Here is an 18,667-nt window from a genome sequence, read left to right as displayed (position 1 = left end):
ACAGGCCGATGCTTTGCGCCATTGGTTCGAACTTGAGCCCGTACACTGGGCTCCAAGTTGAACGAATCGCCAAGGAGACCACCATGGGCCTGTTGATCGATGGCCGCTGGCATGACCAGTGGTATGAAAGCAGCAAAGACGGCACCTTCCAGCGCGAGAACGCGCAGCGGCGCAATCAGCTGCCCGCAGCCGACACCGGGCGCTATCACCTGTATGTGTCGCTGGCCTGCCCCTGGGCGCACCGCACGCTGATCTTTCGCACGCTCAAGGGCCTGGACAAGCTGATCGACGTGTCGGTGGTCAGCTGGCTGATGGGCGAGAACGGCTGGACCTTCGACACAGCTCTGGGTTCGACGGGCGACAAGCTCGACCAGCTTGAATTCCTGCATCAGCGCTACACCCGCGACGACCCGCATTACACCGGCCGGGTCACGGTGCCGGTGCTGTGGGACAAGCAGGAACAACGCATCGTCAACAACGAGTCGGCAGAGATCATCCGTATCTTCAACACCGCCTTCGACGGGCTGACCAGCAATCGCCTGGACCTTTACCCCGAGCCGCTGCGCGCGAGCATCGATGCACTGAACGAGCGGATCTACCCTGCCGTGAACAACGGCGTGTACCGCGCAGGCTTTGCGACTACGCAAAAAGCCTACGAGCAGGCGTTCGACGAGCTGTTTGCCGAGCTGGATGCACTGGAAAAGCTACTGAACGACCAGCGCTACCTGGCCGGCGAGTACCTGACCGAAGCTGACTGGCGGCTGTTCACCACGCTGGTTCGGTTCGATGCGGTGTATCAGGGGCACTTCAAGTGCAACCTGCGGCGCATCGCCGATTATCCGAACCTGTCGAACTGGCTGAGAGAGCTGTACCAGTGGCCGGGAGTGGCCGAGACGGTGAACATGGAGCATATCCAGCATCACTATTACATGAGCCACAAAACCATCAACCCGAACGGGATCGTGCCCAAGGGGCCATTGCAGGACTTTGCGGCGCGACACGATCGGGAGCGGCTGGTGGGCCGGGGGATTTGGGACAAGACCAGTTTTTGATCAGGGGTTGAAGGGCCCCTTCGCCAGCAAGGCTGGCTCCTGCAGTGGGTCGCGTGAACCTGCAGGAGCCAGCCTTGCTGGCGAAGCTGTTGTTACTGAGCCCCTTCGAACCACGCCAGCTTCTCGCGAAGCTGCACCACCTCGCCCACGATCACCAGCGTCGGCGCATGCACTTCGTGCTCCGCCACCAGTTGCGGCAGGTCGGCCAGGGTGCCGGTAAACACCCGCTGGTTGGTGGTAGTGCCCTGCTGCACCAGCGCCGCCGGCGTACTAGCCGCACGGCCGTGACGAATCAGCTCGGCACAGATGGTCGGCAAGCCCACCAGCCCCATGTAGAACACCAGGGTCTGCGCAGGCGCCACCAGGTCATTCCACGGCAGGTTGCTGGTACCGTCCTTGAGGTGACCGGTCACGAAGCGCACCGACTGGGCATAATCGCGGTGGGTCAGCGGTATGCCGGCATACGCCGAACAGCCGCTGGCCGCAGTGATGCCCGGCACCACCTGGAAGGGTATGCCATGCTCGGCCAGCTCTTCGATCTCCTCGCCACCCCGGCCGAAGATGAACGGATCGCCGCCCTTGAGGCGCAGCACGCGCTTGCCTTGCTTTGCCAGGGTCACCAGCAGCTGGTTGATCTGGTCCTGCGGTACGCTGTGATCGGCGCGGCGCTTGCCCACGTAGATGCGCTCGGCGTCGCGCCGGCACAACTCGATGATGGCGGGCGCCACCAGGCGGTCGTACAGCACCACATCGGCCTGCTGCATCAGGCGCAGCGCACGGAAGGTCAGCAAGTCCGGATCACCCGGCCCCGCCCCCACCAGGTACACCTCGCCCGAGGTCTGCGGCAGCGCGCCATCCACCTTGGCCTGCAGCAGGCGTTCGGCTTCGGCGCCCTGCCCGGCCAGCTGGCGCTCGGCAATCGGGCCCTGGAACACGTCTTCCCAGAACCCACGACGCTGGTTCACGTCGGGGTACAGTTCCTTGACCCTATGGCGAAAGCGCGCGGCCAGGCCGGCCAGTTCGCCATAGGCGGCAGGAATCCAGGTTTCCAGCTTGGCGCGGATCAGGCGTGCCAGCACCGGCGCATCGCCGCCGCTGGACACTGCCACCACCAGTGGCGAACGGTCGACGATCGCCGGGAAGATCACCGTGCACAAGGCCGGCGCATCCACCACGTTGACCGGCACACAGCGCTGGCGCGCATCGGCCGATACCTGGGCGTTGAGCGCCTGGTCGTCGGTGGCGGCGATGATCAGCTGGCAACCGTCGAGGTCGCTTTCGTGATAGCCGCGGGCCAGGGTCTGGCCGCCACTGGAGCGTGCCAGTTCGGCCAGTTGCCCCTCGATTTCAGGGGCAACCACCCGCAGCACGGCACCTGCATCGGCCAGCAGGCGAGACTTGCGCAGGGCAATCTCGCCTCCACCCACGACCAGCACCTGGCTGCCCCGCAGGTTGTGGAACAGCGGCAGGAACTCCATTTAACCGATGATCTCCAGGCCACCCATGTAAGGCTTGAGCACGTCCGGTACACGGATGCTGCCATCAGCCTGCTGGTAGTTCTCCAGCACTGCCACCAGGGTACGGCCTACAGCCAGGCCCGAGCCGTTGAGGGTGTGCACCAGCTCCGGCTTGCCGGTTTCCGGGTTGCGCCAGCGGGCCTGCATGCGGCGCGCCTGGAAGTCGCCGCAGTTGGAGCACGAGGAAATTTCGCGGTACTTGTCCTGGCTCGGCACCCACACTTCCAGGTCGTAGGTCTTCACGGCACTGAAGCCCATGTCGCCGGTGCACAGCGACAGTACGCGGTAAGGCAGCTCCAGCAGTTGCAGCACACGCTCGGCGTTGGCAGTCAGGCCTTCGAGGGCTTCCATCGACTTGCCCGGCTCGACCACCTGGACCATCTCGACCTTGTCGAACTGGTGCTGGCGGATCATGCCGCGGGTGTCGCGACCCGACGCACCGGCTTCGCTACGAAAGCACGGGGTGTGGGCGACGAACTTGATCGGCAGTTGCTTGGCATCGACGATTTCGCCGGCCACGATGTTGGTCAGCGACACTTCGGCCGTCGGGATCAGGTAGAAGTCGGCCTCGCCTTCGCGGCTGATCTTGAACAGGTCTTCCTCGAACTTGGGCAGCTGGCCGGTGCCTTGCAGCGCCGGGGCCTGTACCAGGTACGGGGTGTAGGCTTCCTCGTAGCCATGCTCGGCGGTGTGCAGGTTGATCATGAACTGCGCCAGGGCACGGTGCAGACGGGCGATCGGGCCGCGCAGCAGGGCAAACCGCGCGCCCGACAGCTTGGCTGCGGTCTCGAAGTCGAGGTAGCCGTTGCGCTCGCCCAGGGCGACGTGGTCCTGGATCGCAAAATCGAAGCTGCGCGGGGTGCCCCAGCGGCGCACTTCGACGTTGTCGTCTTCATCGGCGCCCACCGGTACGCTGGCGTCCGGCAGGTTGGGGATGGTCAGCAGGATAGCGTCCAGCTCTTCGCGGATACCTTCCAGCTCCACCTTGCCGGCAGCCAGTTCGTTGGCCATGCGCTCGACGTCGGCCATCAGCGGGGCAATGTCCTCACCCTTGGCCTTGGCCTGGCCGATGGATTTGGAACGGGCGTTACGCTCGGCCTGCAGCTGTTCGGTGCGGGTCTGCACAGACTTGCGGCGCTCTTCAAGTGCTTCGATGCGCGCGACATCCAGGCTGAAGCCACGGGAAGCCAGGCGATCCGCCACTTCCTGAAGTTGGCCGCGTAACAGTTGGGAATCGAGCATATCGTTTTCTCGCTGGTTCAGAATTTGGTCAAGGACAAACCGGCCCAGGTGGCGAGCAGGCCACCCACTACACTGAGGCTGGCATAGCCGAACGCCAGGGGCGCTTGCCCGCTTTCGAGCAGGCGTACGGTGTCCATGGAAAAGGATGAAAAGGTCGTCAGGCCGCCAAGGAAGCCGACGATCAGGCCTGCGCGCAGCTCGACCGGCACCAGCGGGCGATGCAGAAACAACCCGTAGAGCAAGCCGATCAGCAGGCAGCCAATCAGGTTGACCGCCAGCGTACCGAGATAGAAGTGGCGTGGCCAGTGGGCATTGACCCAATTTCCCGCGGCAAAGCGCAGCAGCGTGCCGGCAATGCCCCCGGCGCTGACTGCGGCCACCAGGGCAATCATGGCTTCCTCCGCTGGCGCGGGCTCAGGCGATCGAGTTCGGCCAGGTGGCGCAGCTTCTCGCCGATCTTCAGTTCCAGGCCGCGAGGCACCGGCTGGTAGTACTGGCGCGGCGCGAGGTCATCGGGAAAGTAGTCTTCGCCCGCCGCATAGGCATCGGGCTCGTCGTGGGCATAACGGTACTCGTCGCCGTAGCCCAGCTGCTTCATCAGCTTGGTGGGTGCGTTGCGCAGGTGCAGCGGCACTTCCAGCGAACCATGCTCGGCGGCTTCGCGCAGGGCGGTCTTGAAGCCCATGTACACCGCGTTGCTCTTGGGCGCACAGGCCAGGTACGTAATGGCCTGGGCCACCGCCAGCTCGCCCTCGGGGCTGCCCAGGCGCTCCTGCACGTCCCACGCGGCCAGACACAGGCTCAGCGCACGCGGGTCGGCGTTGCCGATGTCTTCGCTGGCCATGCGCACCACGCGCCGCGCCAGGTACAACGGGTCGCAGCCGCCATCGAGCATGCGCGCGAACCAGTACAGCGCCCCATCGGGGTTGGAGCCGCGCACCGACTTGTGCAATGCGGAAATCTGGTCGTAGAAGGCCTCGCCGCCCTTGTCGAAACGTCGACGGGTATCACCGAGCAGGCTTTGCAGCAGCTCCACCCCGATCTCGCTGCCGTCTTCGGCCAGGTCCGAGGCATTCTCCAGCAGGTTGAGCAGGCGCCGGCCATCGCCATCGGCGGCAGCCAGCAGCATCTTGAAGGCTTCGTCGCCCAGGCTCAGGTTGCGCTTGCCCAGGCCGCGCTCCTCGGTCAGTGCGCGCTCCACCAGGCGGTGCAACGCGGCTTCGTCCAGGCTCTTGAGCACATACACACGCGCCCGCGACAGCAGGGCGTTGTTGAGTTCGAACGAGGGGTTTTCGGTGGTGGCGCCGATGAAGATCAGCGTGCCGTCTTCCACATACGGCAGAAAGGCGTCCTGCTGCGACTTGTTGAAGCGGTGCACTTCGTCGACGAACAGGATGGTGCGCCGCCCGTACTGGGCGGCCTGCTGCTTGGCGATCTCCACCGCCTGGCGGATCTCCTTGACCCCGGCCAGTACGGCCGAGACGGTCTCGAAGTGCGCCTCGCAGAACTGTGCCAGCAAACGCGCCAGGGTGGTCTTGCCCACCCCGGGCGGGCCCCAGAAGATCATCGAGTGCAGCGCGCCCTGCTCCAGTGCCTCGCGCAGCGGCTTGCCGCGCGCCAGCAGGTGCTGCTGGCCGACGTATTCGTCCAGGTTGGCCGGGCGCAGGCGCGCGGCCAAGGGCTGGGCAACAGGGTCACTTCGAAACAGGTCCATGGACGCGGGCTTGACCTCTTTACTCTTGAATCACGTCGGCGCCTTCAGGCACGACGAACTTGAATTTGCTCGCCGGGATCGGCTCATTGGCCTTGACCCCGCTGAACAGGATATTGGTGCGCTGGCCGACGCTGTCGATCAGTTGCATATCGTTCACCAGCCCCTTGCGGAAGGACAGGCGCAGCGAGTCGAACAGGGTGTCCTTGGTTTTGGGCTTGAGCGTGAAATCGATCACGTCACCCTGTTGCTTGGAGGTGATATCGAAGCTCTGGCTGATTTTCGAGATATCACCCGACAACAGCAAGGCCGGCGTTTCGGTCAGACGCTCGTCGAGCTTCTTGATGGTCGCCTGCTCCAGGTCCGGGTCCCACAGGGTCACCTTCTTGCCGTCCGACACCACCACCTGCTCGGCAGGCGCATCGGTGTGCCAGTAGAACAGGCCAGGGCGCTGTACCGCCATCTGACCGGTGGTTTCCTGCAACTGGGTGCCGCTGCCATCGAGGGTCAGTTGCGAGAAACCGGCAGAAATGGTCTTGGACGTCTCCAGCAATTGGGTCAGGCTTTTGACGTCCGCCTCTGCGGCGAAAACCGAAGCGCTGGACAGGGCCATGGCGGAAACCAACAGCATGCGAATCAGGCGCATGGAAATCCTCGTTGCAGTAGGGGTGGGCCGGCGTCCGTCAATGGCCGCCGGCAGATAAGGAATCATCAGTCGCGCATCGGTCCGGGCGCAATCACTTCACGCGAACCGTTGGTGTTCATGGCAGTGACCACACCGGCCATTTCCATCGCCTCGATCATGCGGGCGGCGCGGTTGTAGCCGATCTTGAGCTTGCGCTGTACCGCGGAAATGGAGGCACGACGGCTTTCGAGCACGAACTGCACGGCCTCGTCGTACAGCGCGTCGGTTTCGGCGTCATCGTCACCGCCACCACCACCGCCCCCATCGAAGCCGCTGCCGGCCTCTTCGACACCACTGAGGATGTCGTCGTTGTAGTCAGGGGCGCCGCGCAGCTTCCAGGCCTCGACCACGCGGTGAACCTCTTCGTCGGACACGAAGGCGCCGTGCACGCGAATCGGCAGGCTGGTGCCCGGCGGCATGTACAGCATGTCGCCATGGCCCAGCAGCTGTTCGGCGCCGCCCTGGTCGATGATGGTACGCGAGTCGATCTTGCTCGATACCTGGAACGCCATGCGCGTCGGGATGTTGGCCTTGATCAGGCCGGTGATCACGTCCACCGACGGACGCTGGGTGGCCAGGATCAGGTGGATACCGGCAGCCCGCGCCTTCTGTGCGATACGGGCGATCAGTTCTTCGACCTTCTTGCCGACGATCATCATCATGTCGGCGAATTCGTCCACCACCACCACGATGGTCGGCAGGGTCTTGAGCAGCGGCGGCACGTCATCCATGCTTTCGCGCTTGAACATCGGGTCGTAGATCGGCTCGCCCGCTTCTTCGGCGTCCTTGATCTTGCGGTTGAAGCCGGCCAGGTTGCGCACGCCCATGGCCGCCATCAGCTTGTAGCGGCGCTCCATCTCGGCCACGCTCCAGCGCAGGGCATTGGCGGCGTCCTTCATGTCGGTGACCACCGGGCACAGCAGGTGCGGGATGCCTTCGTAGATCGACAGCTCGAGCATCTTCGGGTCGATCATGATCAATTTGGCGTCTTCGGGGCCGGACTTGAACAGGATCGACAGGATCATCGCGTTCACGCCCACCGATTTACCGGAACCTGTGGTACCGGCCACCAGCAGGTGCGGCATCTTGGCCAGGTCGGTGATCACCGGCTTGCCGCCGATATCGTGCCCCAGGGCCATGGTCACAGGCGACTTGGCCTCGTCATACTGCGGCGACGACAGCACCTCGGAGAAGCGCACGATCTGGCGGTCTTCGTTGGGGATCTCGATACCCACCGTGGTCTTGCCCGGGATCACTTCGACCACGCGCACGCTGGTTACCGCCAGCGAGCGCGCCAGGTCCTTGGCCAGGTTGGCGATGCGGCTGACCTTGACCCCGGCGGCCGGCTGGATTTCGTAGCGGGTGATCACCGGGCCGGGGTGGATCGAGTCCACCGACACTTCAACCCCGAACTCCTTGAGCTTGATTTCCAGCAGATGGCCCACGCCCGCCAGGGACTCTGGCGAATAGTTGACCTTCTTCTTCTCGGCCGGGTCGAGAATCGAAATCGGTGGCAGCGTGCCTTCGATGGCGCTGTCGACGAACAACGGCGCCTGCTTTTCCTTCTGCACGCGCTTGCTCGGCTCTGGCGCCTTGGCCGGCGCCGGCATGATCACCGGTGGCACATGCTGCTCGCGCTCGGCCACATGCTTGCTCAGCGTGGTATCGCGCTCGATGATGCGTTCCTTGGCCTTGAGCTGCTCGCGGCGGTCGGGCACCACAGGCGCCACCACGTCGTGCACCTGCTCGTCGACTTCACGCAGTTGGGCAACCAGGCGCTTGCGCTCGTTGCGCCCGGCCCACCAGCGGTTGGCCGCCCCCTGGAACAGTTCGAACAGGTCGAGGGTGATCTTGCCGGTGATGTCCATCACCTTGAACCACGACAGGTCGGTGAACACGGTCAGGCCGAACAGGAACAGCGCGATGAACATCAGGGTGCTGCCCTGCACGTTCAGCGCGTTCTTGGCCAGGTCACCCAGACTTTCGCCCAGCGCGCCGCCCGCCGAGGCCGGCAGGCTCGGGGCCGAATGGAAATGGATATGCGCCAGCGCGGCGCCCGACAGCACCAGGAACACCAGGCCGATCAAACGCCAGGAGAACAGCCAGCCGCTCCACTGCCAGGGCTGATGACGTTCGCGGAAGATCTGCCAGGTCTTGATCGCCAGCAGCAACGGGAAGATATAGGCGAAATAGCCCAGCACCATGAACAACACGTCGGCAAAGAACGCCCCGGCGCGACCGGCGGCGTTCTGCACCTGCTCGACATTGCTGGTATGGCTGAAGCCCGGGTCGGCCTGGTCGTAGGTGAGCAGGGCCATCCACAGGTACAGGCACAGCGCGCCCATGGCGATCAGCGCACCTTCCTTGAGCCGGTAGTGCAGCTGCTGGCGCCAGATCGGCTCGGGGTTGGGTGTTGCGGTGGATTTCTTCAAAACGCGTCTATTCCTGCGCTCAATGCGCGTCCAACAGGGGTTGACCGGGCGACCGGGTCAACAAACCACTACTTTTAACATTACTGCCCGCCTGCCGCCATGACGGCACGCCGGAACGAGGCGTAAACGGGGGCCAATTTCCTATACGGCAATTTGAGCACGCATTCTCTTTTGTGACAAAGGCTTATGCGGGGTTTTTGCGTAGTTGGGACAGCATAGTGCAGGTTAAGTTGCGCCGCCCGCCAACGCCGGCGGGGCAACGGCAGGCGCCGGCCTTGCCGACGAAGCCTTTTGCGGCGATCCTTCCCCTCCCCTCCTCCACCGCACGGCGACCCACCTCAATGCTGACCTGGCTGAGCCGCAACAACCTGGACTTCCCGCCCCTGGAAAAGGCCCTGCACGAACCCAACGGCCTGCTCGCCGCCGGCGGCGACCTGAGTGCCGAGCGCCTGGTGCAGGCCTATCGCCATGGCTGCTTCCCCTGGTACCAGGACGGCCAGCCGATCCTGTGGTGGTCGCCCGACCCGCGCACCGTGTTGTTCCCGGACGAGCTGCACGTGTCGCGCTCGCTGCGCAAGGTCATCCGCCAGGGCCGCTATCAGGTCAGCTTCGACCAGGACTTTGCCAGCGTGATCAGTGCCTGTGCGGCGCCTCGCGACTATGCCGACGGCACCTGGATCACCGCCCCCATGCAAGCTGCCTACCTCACGCTGCACCAGCAGGGCTTCGCCCACTCGGTGGAAGTGCGCGAAAACGGCGAGCTGGTGGGCGGGCTCTACGGCCTGGCCATGGGCCGCCTGTTCTTTGGCGAATCGATGTTCAGCCGCGCCGACAACGCCTCCAAGGTGGGCTTCGTGCACCTGGTCGAACACCTCAAGGCGGCCGGCTTCGTGCTCATCGACTGCCAGATGCCCACGAACCACCTGCACAGCCTCGGCGCCCGCGCCATCGCCCGCAGCGCCTTTGCCGAGTACCTGCGCAACTACCTCGACCAGCCGGCCAACGTCAGCTGGGCCTGACGTCCTGGCGTTTGCTAGGCGAGTTTTCACAGCTGGCTTACACTTAATCCAAACGCACCTCCCGAGGGGTTGATCATGACAGAGCTGGCGCGGTTGAAGTTTTATGCCACTCAACCCCATGCCTGCAGCTACCTGCCAGACGAGCAAGCCACCACGCTGTTTCTCGACCCGAGCCAGCCAATGGACGCCAACGTCTACGCAGACCTGTCGGAAATGGGCTTTCGTCGTAGCGGCGACCACCTGTACCGCCCGCATTGCCAGAACTGCAATGCGTGCGTACCTGCGCGCATCCCGGCGGCTCGCTTTACGCCCAATCGCCAGCAGAAGCGCATCATCAAGCGCAACGCCGACCTGGTGGTGACCCCCGCACGCCCTCGGTTCAACGAAGAATACTTCGAGCTGTACCGCCGCTACATCGAGCAGCGCCATGCCGACGGCGACATGTACCCGCCCAGCCGCGACCAGTTCTCCACCTTCCTGGTCCGCGACCTGCCGTTTTCACGCTTCTACGAGTTTCGCCTGGACGGCAAGCTGCTGGCGGTGGCGGTCACCGACCTGCTGCCCAACGGCGTATCGGCGGTGTACACCTTCTACGAACCCCAGGAAGAACGGCGCAGCCTGGGACGTTTCGCGATCCTCTGGCAGATCAGCGAAACCCTGCGCCTGGGGCTTGAAGCGGTCTATCTCGGGTACTGGATCAAGAACTGCAAAAAGATGAATTACAAGACCCAGTACCGCCCCATCGAGCTGCTGATCAATCAACGATGGGTCACGCTTAACTGAAACCCTTGGCTTGAACCCCATTTTTCGGGCACAATGCACGCCACTTTTTAGCCTGGCGCAGTTGCACCGGGCCGGCAACTGGACACCGAGGGCTTTACTGCATGTCGAAAGAAGACAGCTTCGAAATGGAAGGCACTGTCGTCGACACCCTGCCCAACACCATGTTCCGCGTGGAGTTGGAAAATGGGCACGTCGTTACCGCGCATATCTCCGGCAAGATGCGCAAGAACTACATCCGTATTCTCACCGGCGACAAGGTCCGCGTCGAACTGACGCCTTATGACCTGAGCAAAGGGCGCATCACCTACCGCGCCCGCTAAACGCTACACACAAGAACGCCCGGCCAGTGCCGGGCGTTTTTGCGTGCCTGCCTGAAAAGCCTGGCCGGCAAGGCCGACTCCTACCAGGGCAGCATCACCCCGCAGGAGCCGGTCGTGCCGGCGAACGCGATCAGGCCATCTCGGCCGTGGTCTCGAAGTCGAACACCAGCTCGCCATCGCGCAGGTCGATGTGCACCACGCCGCCATGCTCGGCCAGCTCGCCAAACAGGATCTCTTCGGCCAGCGGCCGCTTGATCTTGTCCTGGATAAGCCGCGCCATGGGCCGCGCACCCATCTGCGCATCGTAGCCACCGGCTGCCAGGTAGCTGCGAGCAGCATCCGACACCTCCAGCAGTACGCGCTTGTCTTCCAGCTGGGCCTGCAGTTCGGTGAGGAACTTGTCGACCACGCTCTTGATCACTTCGTGGCTCAGGCGACCAAACTGGATGATGGTGTCCAGGCGGTTGCGGAACTCCGGCGTGAAGCTCTTCTTGATCACTTCCATCGCGTCGGACGAGTGGTCCTGATGGGTAAACCCGATCGAGGCCCGTGCCGCAGTCTCGGCGCCGGCGTTGGTGGTCATGATCACGATGACGTTGCGAAAGTCCGCCTTGCGCCCGTTGTTGTCGGTCAGGGTACCGTGGTCCATCACCTGCAGCAGCAGGTTGAAGACTTCCGGGTGAGCCTTCTCGATTTCATCGAGCAGCAGCACGCAATGTGGCTGCTTGGTGATGGCTTCGGTCAACAGGCCGCCCTGGTCGAAACCGACATAGCCCGGAGGCGCACCGATCAGGCGCGACACGGTGTGACGCTCCATGTACTCGGACATGTCGAAACGCACCAGCTCGACCCCCAGCGCCTTGGCCAGCTGACGCGCCGCCTCGGTCTTGCCGACCCCGGTAGGGCCTGCAAACAGGAACGAGCCCACCGGCTTGTCCGGCGCCTTCAGGCCCGCACGCGACAGCTTGATGGCGGTGGCCAGCGAATCGATCGCAGCATCCTGGCCAAACACGGTCAGCTTCAGGTCGCGCTCCAGGTTGCGCAGCAGCTCCTTGTCGGAACTGGTGACGTGCTTTGGCGGAATGCGCGCAATCTTGGCGACGATGTCTTCCACCTGCTGCACATCGATGCGCTTGACGCGCTTCTCTACCGGCTGCAGGCGCTGGTACGCCCCCGCCTCGTCGATCACGTCGATGGCCTTGTCTGGCATGTGACGGTCATTGATGTAGCGCGCTGCAAGCTCCGCTGCGGCACGCAGCGACTCATCGCTGTACTCGATGCTGTGATGGGATTCGAAACGCCCCTTGAGGCCGCGCAGGATGCCGATGGTGTCTTCCACCGACGGCTCGCTGACATCCACCTTCTGGAAGCGCCGCGCCAGGGCCCGGTCCTTCTCGAAGATGCCGCGGAACTCCTGGAACGTAGTCGAGCCGATGCAACGGATATCGCCCGAAGACAGCAGCGGCTTGAGCAGGTTGGACGCATCCATCACCCCGCCCGATGCCGCACCGGCGCCGATGATGGTGTGGATTTCGTCGATGAACAGGATCGCCTGCGGACGCTTGCGCAGTTCGCCGAGCAGCGCCTTGAAGCGCTTCTCGAAGTCGCCACGGTACTTGGTACCGGCCAGCAAGGCGCCCAGGTCCAGCGAATAGACCACGCTCTGGGCCAGCAGGTCAGGCACCTGACCGTCGACGATACGCTTGGCCAGGCCTTCGGCGATGGCGGTCTTGCCCACCCCGGCCTCGCCCACCAGCAGCGGGTTGTTCTTGCGCCGACGCGCAAGGATCTGCGCCACGCGCTCGACCTCGGTCTCGCGCCCCACCAGCGGGTCGATACGCCCCTGGCGTGCCAGTTCGTTGAGGTTGCTGGCATAGGCATCCAGCGGATTGCTCGAGGACGAGGCTTCGCCGCCGTCTTCGTCCTGCATGTCCTGCTCGCCGTCCTGGTGTTCGCCATGGCCCGGCACCTTGGAGATACCGTGAGCGATGTAGTTGACCACGTCGATTCGCGCGACACTTTGCTGTTTGAGCAGGAACACCGCCTGGCTTTCCTGCTCGCTGAAGATCGCCACCAGCACATTGGCGCCGGTGACTTCACGTTTACCCGAGCTCTGTACATGGAACACGGCACGCTGAAGCACCCGCTGGAAGCCCAGGGTTGGCTGGGTCTCGCGGTCTTCATCATGCACGGGGATCAGTGGCGTGGTGGAGTCGATGAACTCCTGCAGGTCGTGCTTGAGCTTGTCGAGGTTGGCTCCACAGGCACGCAAAACGGTTGCGGCGGCCTCATTATCCAAAAGCGCCAGCAGAAGGTGTTCGACGGTCATGAACTCATGACGCTTCGAACGGGCCTCCTTGAAGGCCAGATTGAGGGTGACTTCGAGCTCGCGGTTTAACATAGCTTCACCTCATACCCAAGTGGTCGGCGATTAACCGTCCTTCTCGATTTCACAGAGTAGCGGATGCTGGCTTTCCCGGGCGTATTGGTTGACCTGCATGGCCTTGGTCTCGGCGATGTCGCGGGTAAACAATCCGCACACTGCCCGCCCTTCTGTATGGACGGCCAGCATGACCTTGGTCGCCAGCTCGCGATTCAGGTTAAAAAACACCTCGAGCACTTCGACGACGAAATCCATCGGTGTGTAGTCATCGTTGAACAAAACCACCTTGTACATCGGTGGTGCCTGCAGCGCGGGCTTGGCTTCCTGTACCGCCAGACCAGAGCCATCGTCCTCATCCTGCTGCGGGCGATCCTGATTGAATGTTAGTCGAATCTGGCTATGTGCATGCATGGAAAGAAATTCATCATTTCGACAGGTTAAGGTTGAATGTGGACCGCCTGGCCACACGCCGGAACGGCCGTCGCCTGACCTTGACTATCGGCAAATCGGTGTTACAACCAATAAGAGCCCACCGTGGTCGATAAAGATCCGCGCAGTCAACCAGAATTTTCGCAGGTTCATAGGCGGATGGAGTGGATGATACTCCAGTGATGGAGTCCTTTGCAGAGGGATATGAGGATGGCAACCGGCAAAGTCAAGTGGTTCAACAATGCCAAGGGATTCGGATTCATCAACGAGGATGGCAAGGATGAGGACCTGTTTGCCCACTTCTCTGCCATTAACATGGAAGGTTACAAGACCCTGAAGGCCGGACAAGTCGTCACATTCGATATCATTCAGGCACCCAAGGGGTTTCATGCGCAGAACATAAGACCCGTCGTCACCAGCGCCCAGAGCGAGCCCGCCGGCAGCGCGACCACGATCGACGCCTGAACACCCCAGGAACACCAGGGCCGGCCTGCCCTCTCGGACAGGCCGGCCTTTTGCTGCCCGCTTACATGTGCTTGATCAGCGCCTCACCGAAGCCCGAGCTCGACACCAGCGTCGCACCTTCCATCAGGCGTTCGAAGTCGTAGGTCACGGTCTTGGCCTTGATAGCCCCGTTGGTGCCCTTGATGATCAGGTCCGCCGCCTCTGTCCAGCCCAGGTGACGCAGCATCATCTCGGCCGACAGGATCACCGAACCAGGGTTGACCTGATCCTTGCCGGCGTACTTGGGCGCCGTGCCGTGGGTGGCCTCGAACATGGCCACGGTGTCCGACAGGTTGGCACCCGGCGCGATACCGATACCGCCCACCTCCGCCGCCAGGGCGTCGGACAGGTAGTCACCGTTCAAGTTGAGGGTGGCGATCACGTCGTACTCGGCCGGACGCAGCAGGATCTGCTGGAGCATGGCGTCGGCAATGGCGTCCTTGACGATCACTTCACGCCCGGTCTTGGGGTTCTTGAATTTCATCCACGGGCCGCCATCGAGCAGCTCGGCGCCGAATTCGTTCTTGGCCACCTCGTAGCCCCAGTCCTTGAAGGCCCCCTCGGTGAACTTCATGATGTTGCCCTTGTGCACGATGGTCAGCGACTCGCGGTCGTTATCCACCACGTACTGCAGGGCCTTGCGCACCAGGCGCTGGGTGCCTTCCTTGGAAACCGGCTTGATGCCGATGCCGCAATCCTGGTCGAAGCGGATCTTGGTGACACCCATTTCCTCCTTGAGGAACTTGATGACCTTGTTCGCCTCGGGCGAACCGGCCTTCCACTCGATGCCGGCATAGATGTCCTCGGAGTTCTCGCGAAAGATCACCATGTCGACGTCACCAGGTTTTTTCACCGGGCTGGGCACACCCTCGAACCACACCACCGGACGCAGGCACACGTACAGGTCCAGTTGCTGGCGCAGGGCGACGTTCAGCGAACGGATGCCACCGCCGACCGGGGTGGTCAGCGGGCCCTTGATCGACACCACGTAGTCTTTCACCGCATCCAGGGTTTCCTGGGGCAGCCAGGTGTCCTGGTCGTAGACCTGGGTGGCCTTCTCGCCGGCGTATACCTCCATCCAGGAGATCTTGCGCTTGCCGCCATAGGCCTTTTCGACTGCAGCATCGACCACCTTGATCATCACCGGGCTGACATCGACGCCAATACCGTCACCTTCAATGAAGGGGATGATCGGATTGTCGGGAACATTGAGAGAATGGTCTGCGTTGACGGTGATTTTGTCACCGACTGCCGGAACCTTGATTTTCTGGTATCCCATGCTGCACTCCGCTTTTTTCTGGTTGATAGGACTTCATGCAATCCCCAGAGCCTAACCCAGTTGAACGCAGACGCAAACCTCGCCGAAAAAACCGTCATACCAGCGCAAAACGCTCTACGTCTTTGGTCTAAAAGTGGCCATCCGACATGTTGACCTTGATGATTACGACCAAGGGTTTGATATACTCCGCCGGTGACCAAAGGGTCACTGGGGGCGACCGGTCCGAATAGAGACGTCCGGCCCCGACAAGACTGGGCTGTTACCGCAGTTCAGCCGTTTGACACTCGACTGATGCAACCCACCATCACAGCCCGGAATCCTCGACTTTCTGCTCATGGATCCGCTTGAGCGAAGCGCCTATCCTGCGCACCCCTCGAGATTCCGCGCACGCTCAGCAAAACAGAGAGTTAACCCGAATATGCCCACCCGATCCAAGATCATCTACACCTTCACCGACGAAGCCCCCGCCCTCGCCACCTACTCACTGCTGCCCATCGTCGAAGCGTTCACCGCCACTGCCGACATCGCCGTCGAAACCCGTGACATCTCGCTCGCTGGCCGTATCCTCTCTGCCTTCCCTGAACAGCTCGGCGCCGACAAGCAAGTGGCCGACCACCTGGCAGAACTGGGCCAACTGGCAACCACGCCTGAAGCCAACATCATCAAGCTGCCGAACATCAGCGCCTCGGTACCGCAGCTGAAGGCCGCGATCAAGGAACTGCAAGCCAAGGGCTTCAACATCCCGGACTACCCGGACACCGTCAGCACCGACGCGGAAAAAGAAGCCCGCGCCCGCTACGACCGCATCAAGGGCAGCGCCGTGAACCCGGTACTGCGCGAAGGCAACTCCGACCGCCGCGCACCGCTGTCGGTCAAGAACTACGCCCGCAAGCACCCGCACAAGATGGGCGCCTGGGCAGCCGACTCCAAGTCGCACGTCGCACACATGGACAACGGCGACTTCTACGGCAGCGAAAAAGCCGCGCTGATCGAAGCCGATGACAGCCTGCGCATCGAACTGCTGGCCAAGGACGGTTCGACCACCGTCCTGAAAGAGAAAACCGCGGTCAAGGCCGGCGAAATCGTCGACTGCGCCGTGCTCAGCACCAAGGCCCTGCGCAGCTTCATCGCTGCCCAGATCGAAGAAGCCAAGGCCCAGGGCGTACTGCTGTCGGTTCACCTGAAAGCCACCATGATGAAGGTCTCCGACCCGATCATGTTCGGCCAGATCGTCGCCGAGTACTACAAGGACGCGCTGACCAAGCACGCCGCCGTACTGGAGCAGGTCGGCTTCAACCTGAACAACGGCATCGGCGACCTGTACGCCCGCATCAAGGACCTGCCAGCCGAACAGCAGGCCCAGATCGAAGCCGACGTGCAGGCCGTGTATGCCGTGCGCCCGGCGCTGGCCATGGTCAACTCCGACAAGGGCATCACCAACCTGCACGTGCCGAGCGACGTCATCGTCGACGCCTCGATGCCGGCGATGATCCGCGACTCGGGCAAGATGTGGAACACCGAAGGCCAGCTGCAGGACACCAAGGCAGTGATCCCGGATCGCTGCTACGCCACCATCTACCAGGCGGCGATCGAAGACTGCAAGCAACACGGCGCCTTCGACCCTACCACCATGGGCAGCGTGCCGAACGTCGGCCTGATGGCACAGAAGGCCGAAGAGTACGGCTCCCACGACAAGACCTTCCAGGCCAAGGCTGATGGCGTGATCCGCGTCGTCGACGGCAAGGGCAACCTGCTGCTGTCCCAGGACGTCGAAGCCGGCGACATCTTCCGCATGTGCCAGACCAAGGACGCGCCGATCCAGGACTGGGTCAAGCTGGCCGTCAACCGTGCCCGCGCCAGCGCCACCCCGGCGATCTTCTGGCTCGACCCGCAACGCGCCCACGACGGCGTGCTGATCGAGAAGGTCCAGAAGTACCTGAAAGACCACGACACCACCGGCCTGGACATCCGTGTCCTGTCGCCTGTCGAGGCCATGAAGGTTTCGCTGCAGCGCATCCGTGCCGGCGAAGACACCATCTCGGTCACCGGCAACGTGCTGCGTGACTACCTGACCGACCTGTTCCCGATCATGGAACTGGGCACCAGCGCCAAGATGCTGTCGATCGTGCCGCTGATGAACAACGGCGGCCTGTTCGAAACCGGCGCCGGCGGTTCGGCACCCAAGCACGTGCAACAGCTGGTGGAAGAAAACTTCCTGCGCTGGGATTCGCTGGGCGAGTTCCTGGCGCTGGCAGCTTCGCTCGAGCACCTGAGCACCGCCTACGCCAACCCCAAGGCCAAGGTACTGGCTGCCACCCTGGACCAGGCCACCGGCCAGTTCCTGGACAACAACAAGTCCCCTGCACGCAAGGTTGGCAGCATCGACAACCGTGGCAGCCACTTCTACCTGACCCTGTACTGGGCCCAGGCACTGGCTGCACAGACCGATGACGCGGCGCTGCAAGCACGCTTCGCACCGCTGGCCAAGGCACTGACCGAGAACGAAGCGACCATCGTCGCCGAGCTCAACGCAGTCCAGGGCAAGCCGGTTGAAATCGGTGGTTACTACTACCCCGATGCCGAGCTGACCGCCAAGGCAATGCGCCCGAGCCAGACCTTCAACAACGCGGTTGCTGCGCTGTAAGGTTGGCTTGAGCTGACACACAGACCCCGGCCACGCACCGGGGTTTGTGCTTTCTGGACATCGGCGGCGCCCTCTTCGCCGGCAAGGCCGGCTCCTACAGCCCTTTGTAGGAGCCGGCCTTGCCGGCGAAGAGGCACGCCACCCCACTACGAAGGCACCCGCATGACCTGGCAACCCCACATCACCGTCGCCACCATCGTCGAAGACAACGGCCGCTTCCTGCTGGTCGAGGAATTCAAGGCCGGCCGGCACGTCTTCAACCAGCCCGCCGGCCACCTCGAAGCCAACGAAACCCTGCTCGAAGCCGCCCTGCGCGAGACCCTCGAAGAAACCGCCTGGGACGTCGAGCTTACCGGCATCGTCGGCATCTACCTCTATACCGCCCCCAGCAACGGCGTGACCTACCAGCGCATCTGCTTCGCTGCCCGCCCGCTTCGTCACCACCCCGAACGCGCCCTGGACACCGACATCGTGCGCGCCACCTGGCTCACCCGCGACGAACTGCTGGCCGCCCCCGAGCGCTGGCGCAGCGAGCTGGTGCCGCAATGCATCGATGACTACCTGGCCGGCCCGCTGCACAGCCTGAGCCTGATCCGCAATTGAAGCCGCGGCTTTCGCCTTGCGCGGCGCAGCCTGATAGAATCGACGTCTTTTTCCAGATACACAG

General features: G+C 63.0%; 16 protein-coding genes. 7 read left to right on the top strand and 9 right to left on the bottom strand.

What is annotated here, in order from left to right; all coding sequences use genetic code 11:
- Positions 1–83: 83 nt before the first annotated feature.
- Positions 84–1,052 carry a glutathione S-transferase family protein gene (locus tag MF6396_RS15150; RefSeq protein WP_078480768.1) on the top strand — a complete coding sequence of 323 codons (969 nt, stop codon included), beginning with the start codon at positions 84–86 and terminating at the stop codon, positions 1,050–1,052.
- A 92-nt stretch (positions 1,053–1,144) separates the two neighbouring features.
- Here MF6396_RS15150 and cysG read toward each other — a convergent pair whose 3' ends face one another.
- The 6 genes from cysG to ftsK form a co-directional block, all read right to left on the bottom strand.
- Positions 1,145–2,530: a siroheme synthase CysG gene (cysG, locus tag MF6396_RS15145; protein ID WP_043860844.1), complete on the bottom strand. Its 1,386-nt coding sequence runs from the start codon at positions 2,528–2,530 to the stop codon at positions 1,145–1,147.
- Positions 2,531–3,811 (bottom strand): serine--tRNA ligase, encoded by a 1,281-nt coding sequence (gene serS, locus MF6396_RS15140; RefSeq protein WP_043860845.1) that lies wholly within the window; start codon positions 3,809–3,811, stop codon positions 2,531–2,533.
- A 17-nt stretch (positions 3,812–3,828) separates the two neighbouring features.
- Positions 3,829–4,203 (bottom strand): fluoride efflux transporter CrcB, encoded by a 375-nt coding sequence (crcB, locus tag MF6396_RS15135; RefSeq protein ID WP_043860846.1) that lies wholly within the window; start codon positions 4,201–4,203, stop codon positions 3,829–3,831.
- Positions 4,200–5,525: a replication-associated recombination protein A gene (locus MF6396_RS15130; RefSeq protein ID WP_043860847.1), complete on the bottom strand. Its 1,326-nt coding sequence runs from the start codon at positions 5,523–5,525 to the stop codon at positions 4,200–4,202. Before MF6396_RS15130 ends, crcB begins: the two co-directional genes overlap by 4 nt.
- Positions 5,526–5,544: 19 nt before the next feature.
- On the bottom strand, positions 5,545–6,168 hold the full coding sequence (gene lolA / locus MF6396_RS15125; RefSeq protein WP_043860848.1) for an outer membrane lipoprotein chaperone LolA: 624 nt from the start codon (positions 6,166–6,168) through the stop codon (positions 5,545–5,547).
- A 65-nt stretch (positions 6,169–6,233) separates the two neighbouring features.
- Complete coding sequence (ftsK, locus tag MF6396_RS15120; protein WP_078480766.1) at positions 6,234–8,639, bottom strand: DNA translocase FtsK; 2,406 nt, start codon at positions 8,637–8,639, stop codon at positions 6,234–6,236.
- 341 nt (positions 8,640–8,980) lie between these two features.
- Here ftsK and aat point away from each other — a divergent pair, with 341 nt between their 5' ends.
- From aat to infA, 3 genes are all read left to right on the top strand, one after another.
- Complete coding sequence (gene aat, locus MF6396_RS15115; RefSeq protein ID WP_043860850.1) at positions 8,981–9,658, top strand: leucyl/phenylalanyl-tRNA--protein transferase; 678 nt, start codon at positions 8,981–8,983, stop codon at positions 9,656–9,658.
- A gap of 75 nt (positions 9,659–9,733) precedes the next feature.
- Positions 9,734–10,441, top strand: a complete 708-nt coding sequence (locus tag MF6396_RS15110) for an arginyltransferase (RefSeq protein WP_043860851.1) — start codon at positions 9,734–9,736, stop codon at positions 10,439–10,441.
- A gap of 101 nt (positions 10,442–10,542) precedes the next feature.
- Positions 10,543–10,761 (top strand): translation initiation factor IF-1, encoded by a 219-nt coding sequence (gene infA, locus MF6396_RS15105; RefSeq protein WP_002553999.1) that lies wholly within the window; start codon positions 10,543–10,545, stop codon positions 10,759–10,761.
- Positions 10,762–10,891: 130 nt separating this feature from the next.
- On the opposite strand, the gene clpA is transcribed toward infA, so the two are convergent.
- Positions 10,892–13,162 (bottom strand): ATP-dependent Clp protease ATP-binding subunit ClpA, encoded by a 2,271-nt coding sequence (gene clpA, locus MF6396_RS15100; protein WP_043860852.1) that lies wholly within the window; start codon positions 13,160–13,162, stop codon positions 10,892–10,894.
- A gap of 30 nt (positions 13,163–13,192) precedes the next feature.
- Positions 13,193–13,555: an ATP-dependent Clp protease adapter ClpS gene (gene clpS, locus MF6396_RS15095; RefSeq protein ID WP_043860853.1), complete on the bottom strand. Its 363-nt coding sequence runs from the start codon at positions 13,553–13,555 to the stop codon at positions 13,193–13,195.
- A 228-nt stretch (positions 13,556–13,783) separates the two neighbouring features.
- On the opposite strand from clpS, the gene cspD reads away from it, so the two are divergent.
- Positions 13,784–14,038: a cold shock domain-containing protein CspD gene (cspD, locus tag MF6396_RS15090; protein ID WP_058541364.1), complete on the top strand. Its 255-nt coding sequence runs from the start codon at positions 13,784–13,786 to the stop codon at positions 14,036–14,038.
- A gap of 61 nt (positions 14,039–14,099) precedes the next feature.
- On the opposite strand, the gene icd is transcribed toward cspD, so the two are convergent.
- On the bottom strand, positions 14,100–15,356 hold the full coding sequence (gene icd / locus MF6396_RS15085) for an NADP-dependent isocitrate dehydrogenase (RefSeq protein ID WP_043860855.1): 1,257 nt from the start codon (positions 15,354–15,356) through the stop codon (positions 14,100–14,102).
- A gap of 418 nt (positions 15,357–15,774) precedes the next feature.
- Here icd and MF6396_RS15080 point away from each other — a divergent pair, with 418 nt between their 5' ends.
- Together MF6396_RS15080 and MF6396_RS15075 are read left to right on the top strand one after the other, a co-directional pair.
- Positions 15,775–18,000, top strand: coding sequence for an NADP-dependent isocitrate dehydrogenase (locus MF6396_RS15080; protein ID WP_078480765.1), 2,226 nt, complete (start codon positions 15,775–15,777; stop codon positions 17,998–18,000).
- Between the two features lie 162 nt (positions 18,001–18,162).
- Complete coding sequence (locus MF6396_RS15075) at positions 18,163–18,603, top strand: NUDIX hydrolase (RefSeq protein ID WP_078480764.1); 441 nt, start codon at positions 18,163–18,165, stop codon at positions 18,601–18,603.
- The last annotated feature ends 64 nt before the right edge of the window (positions 18,604–18,667 follow it).

This window comes from Pseudomonas sp. MF6396, from assembly GCF_002018915.1.
GTDB lineage: Bacteria > Pseudomonadota > Gammaproteobacteria > Pseudomonadales > Pseudomonadaceae > Aquipseudomonas > Aquipseudomonas palmensis.
Note: the sequence above shows the minus strand (reverse complement) of the source record. Positions and strands in the feature narration are given on the sequence as shown.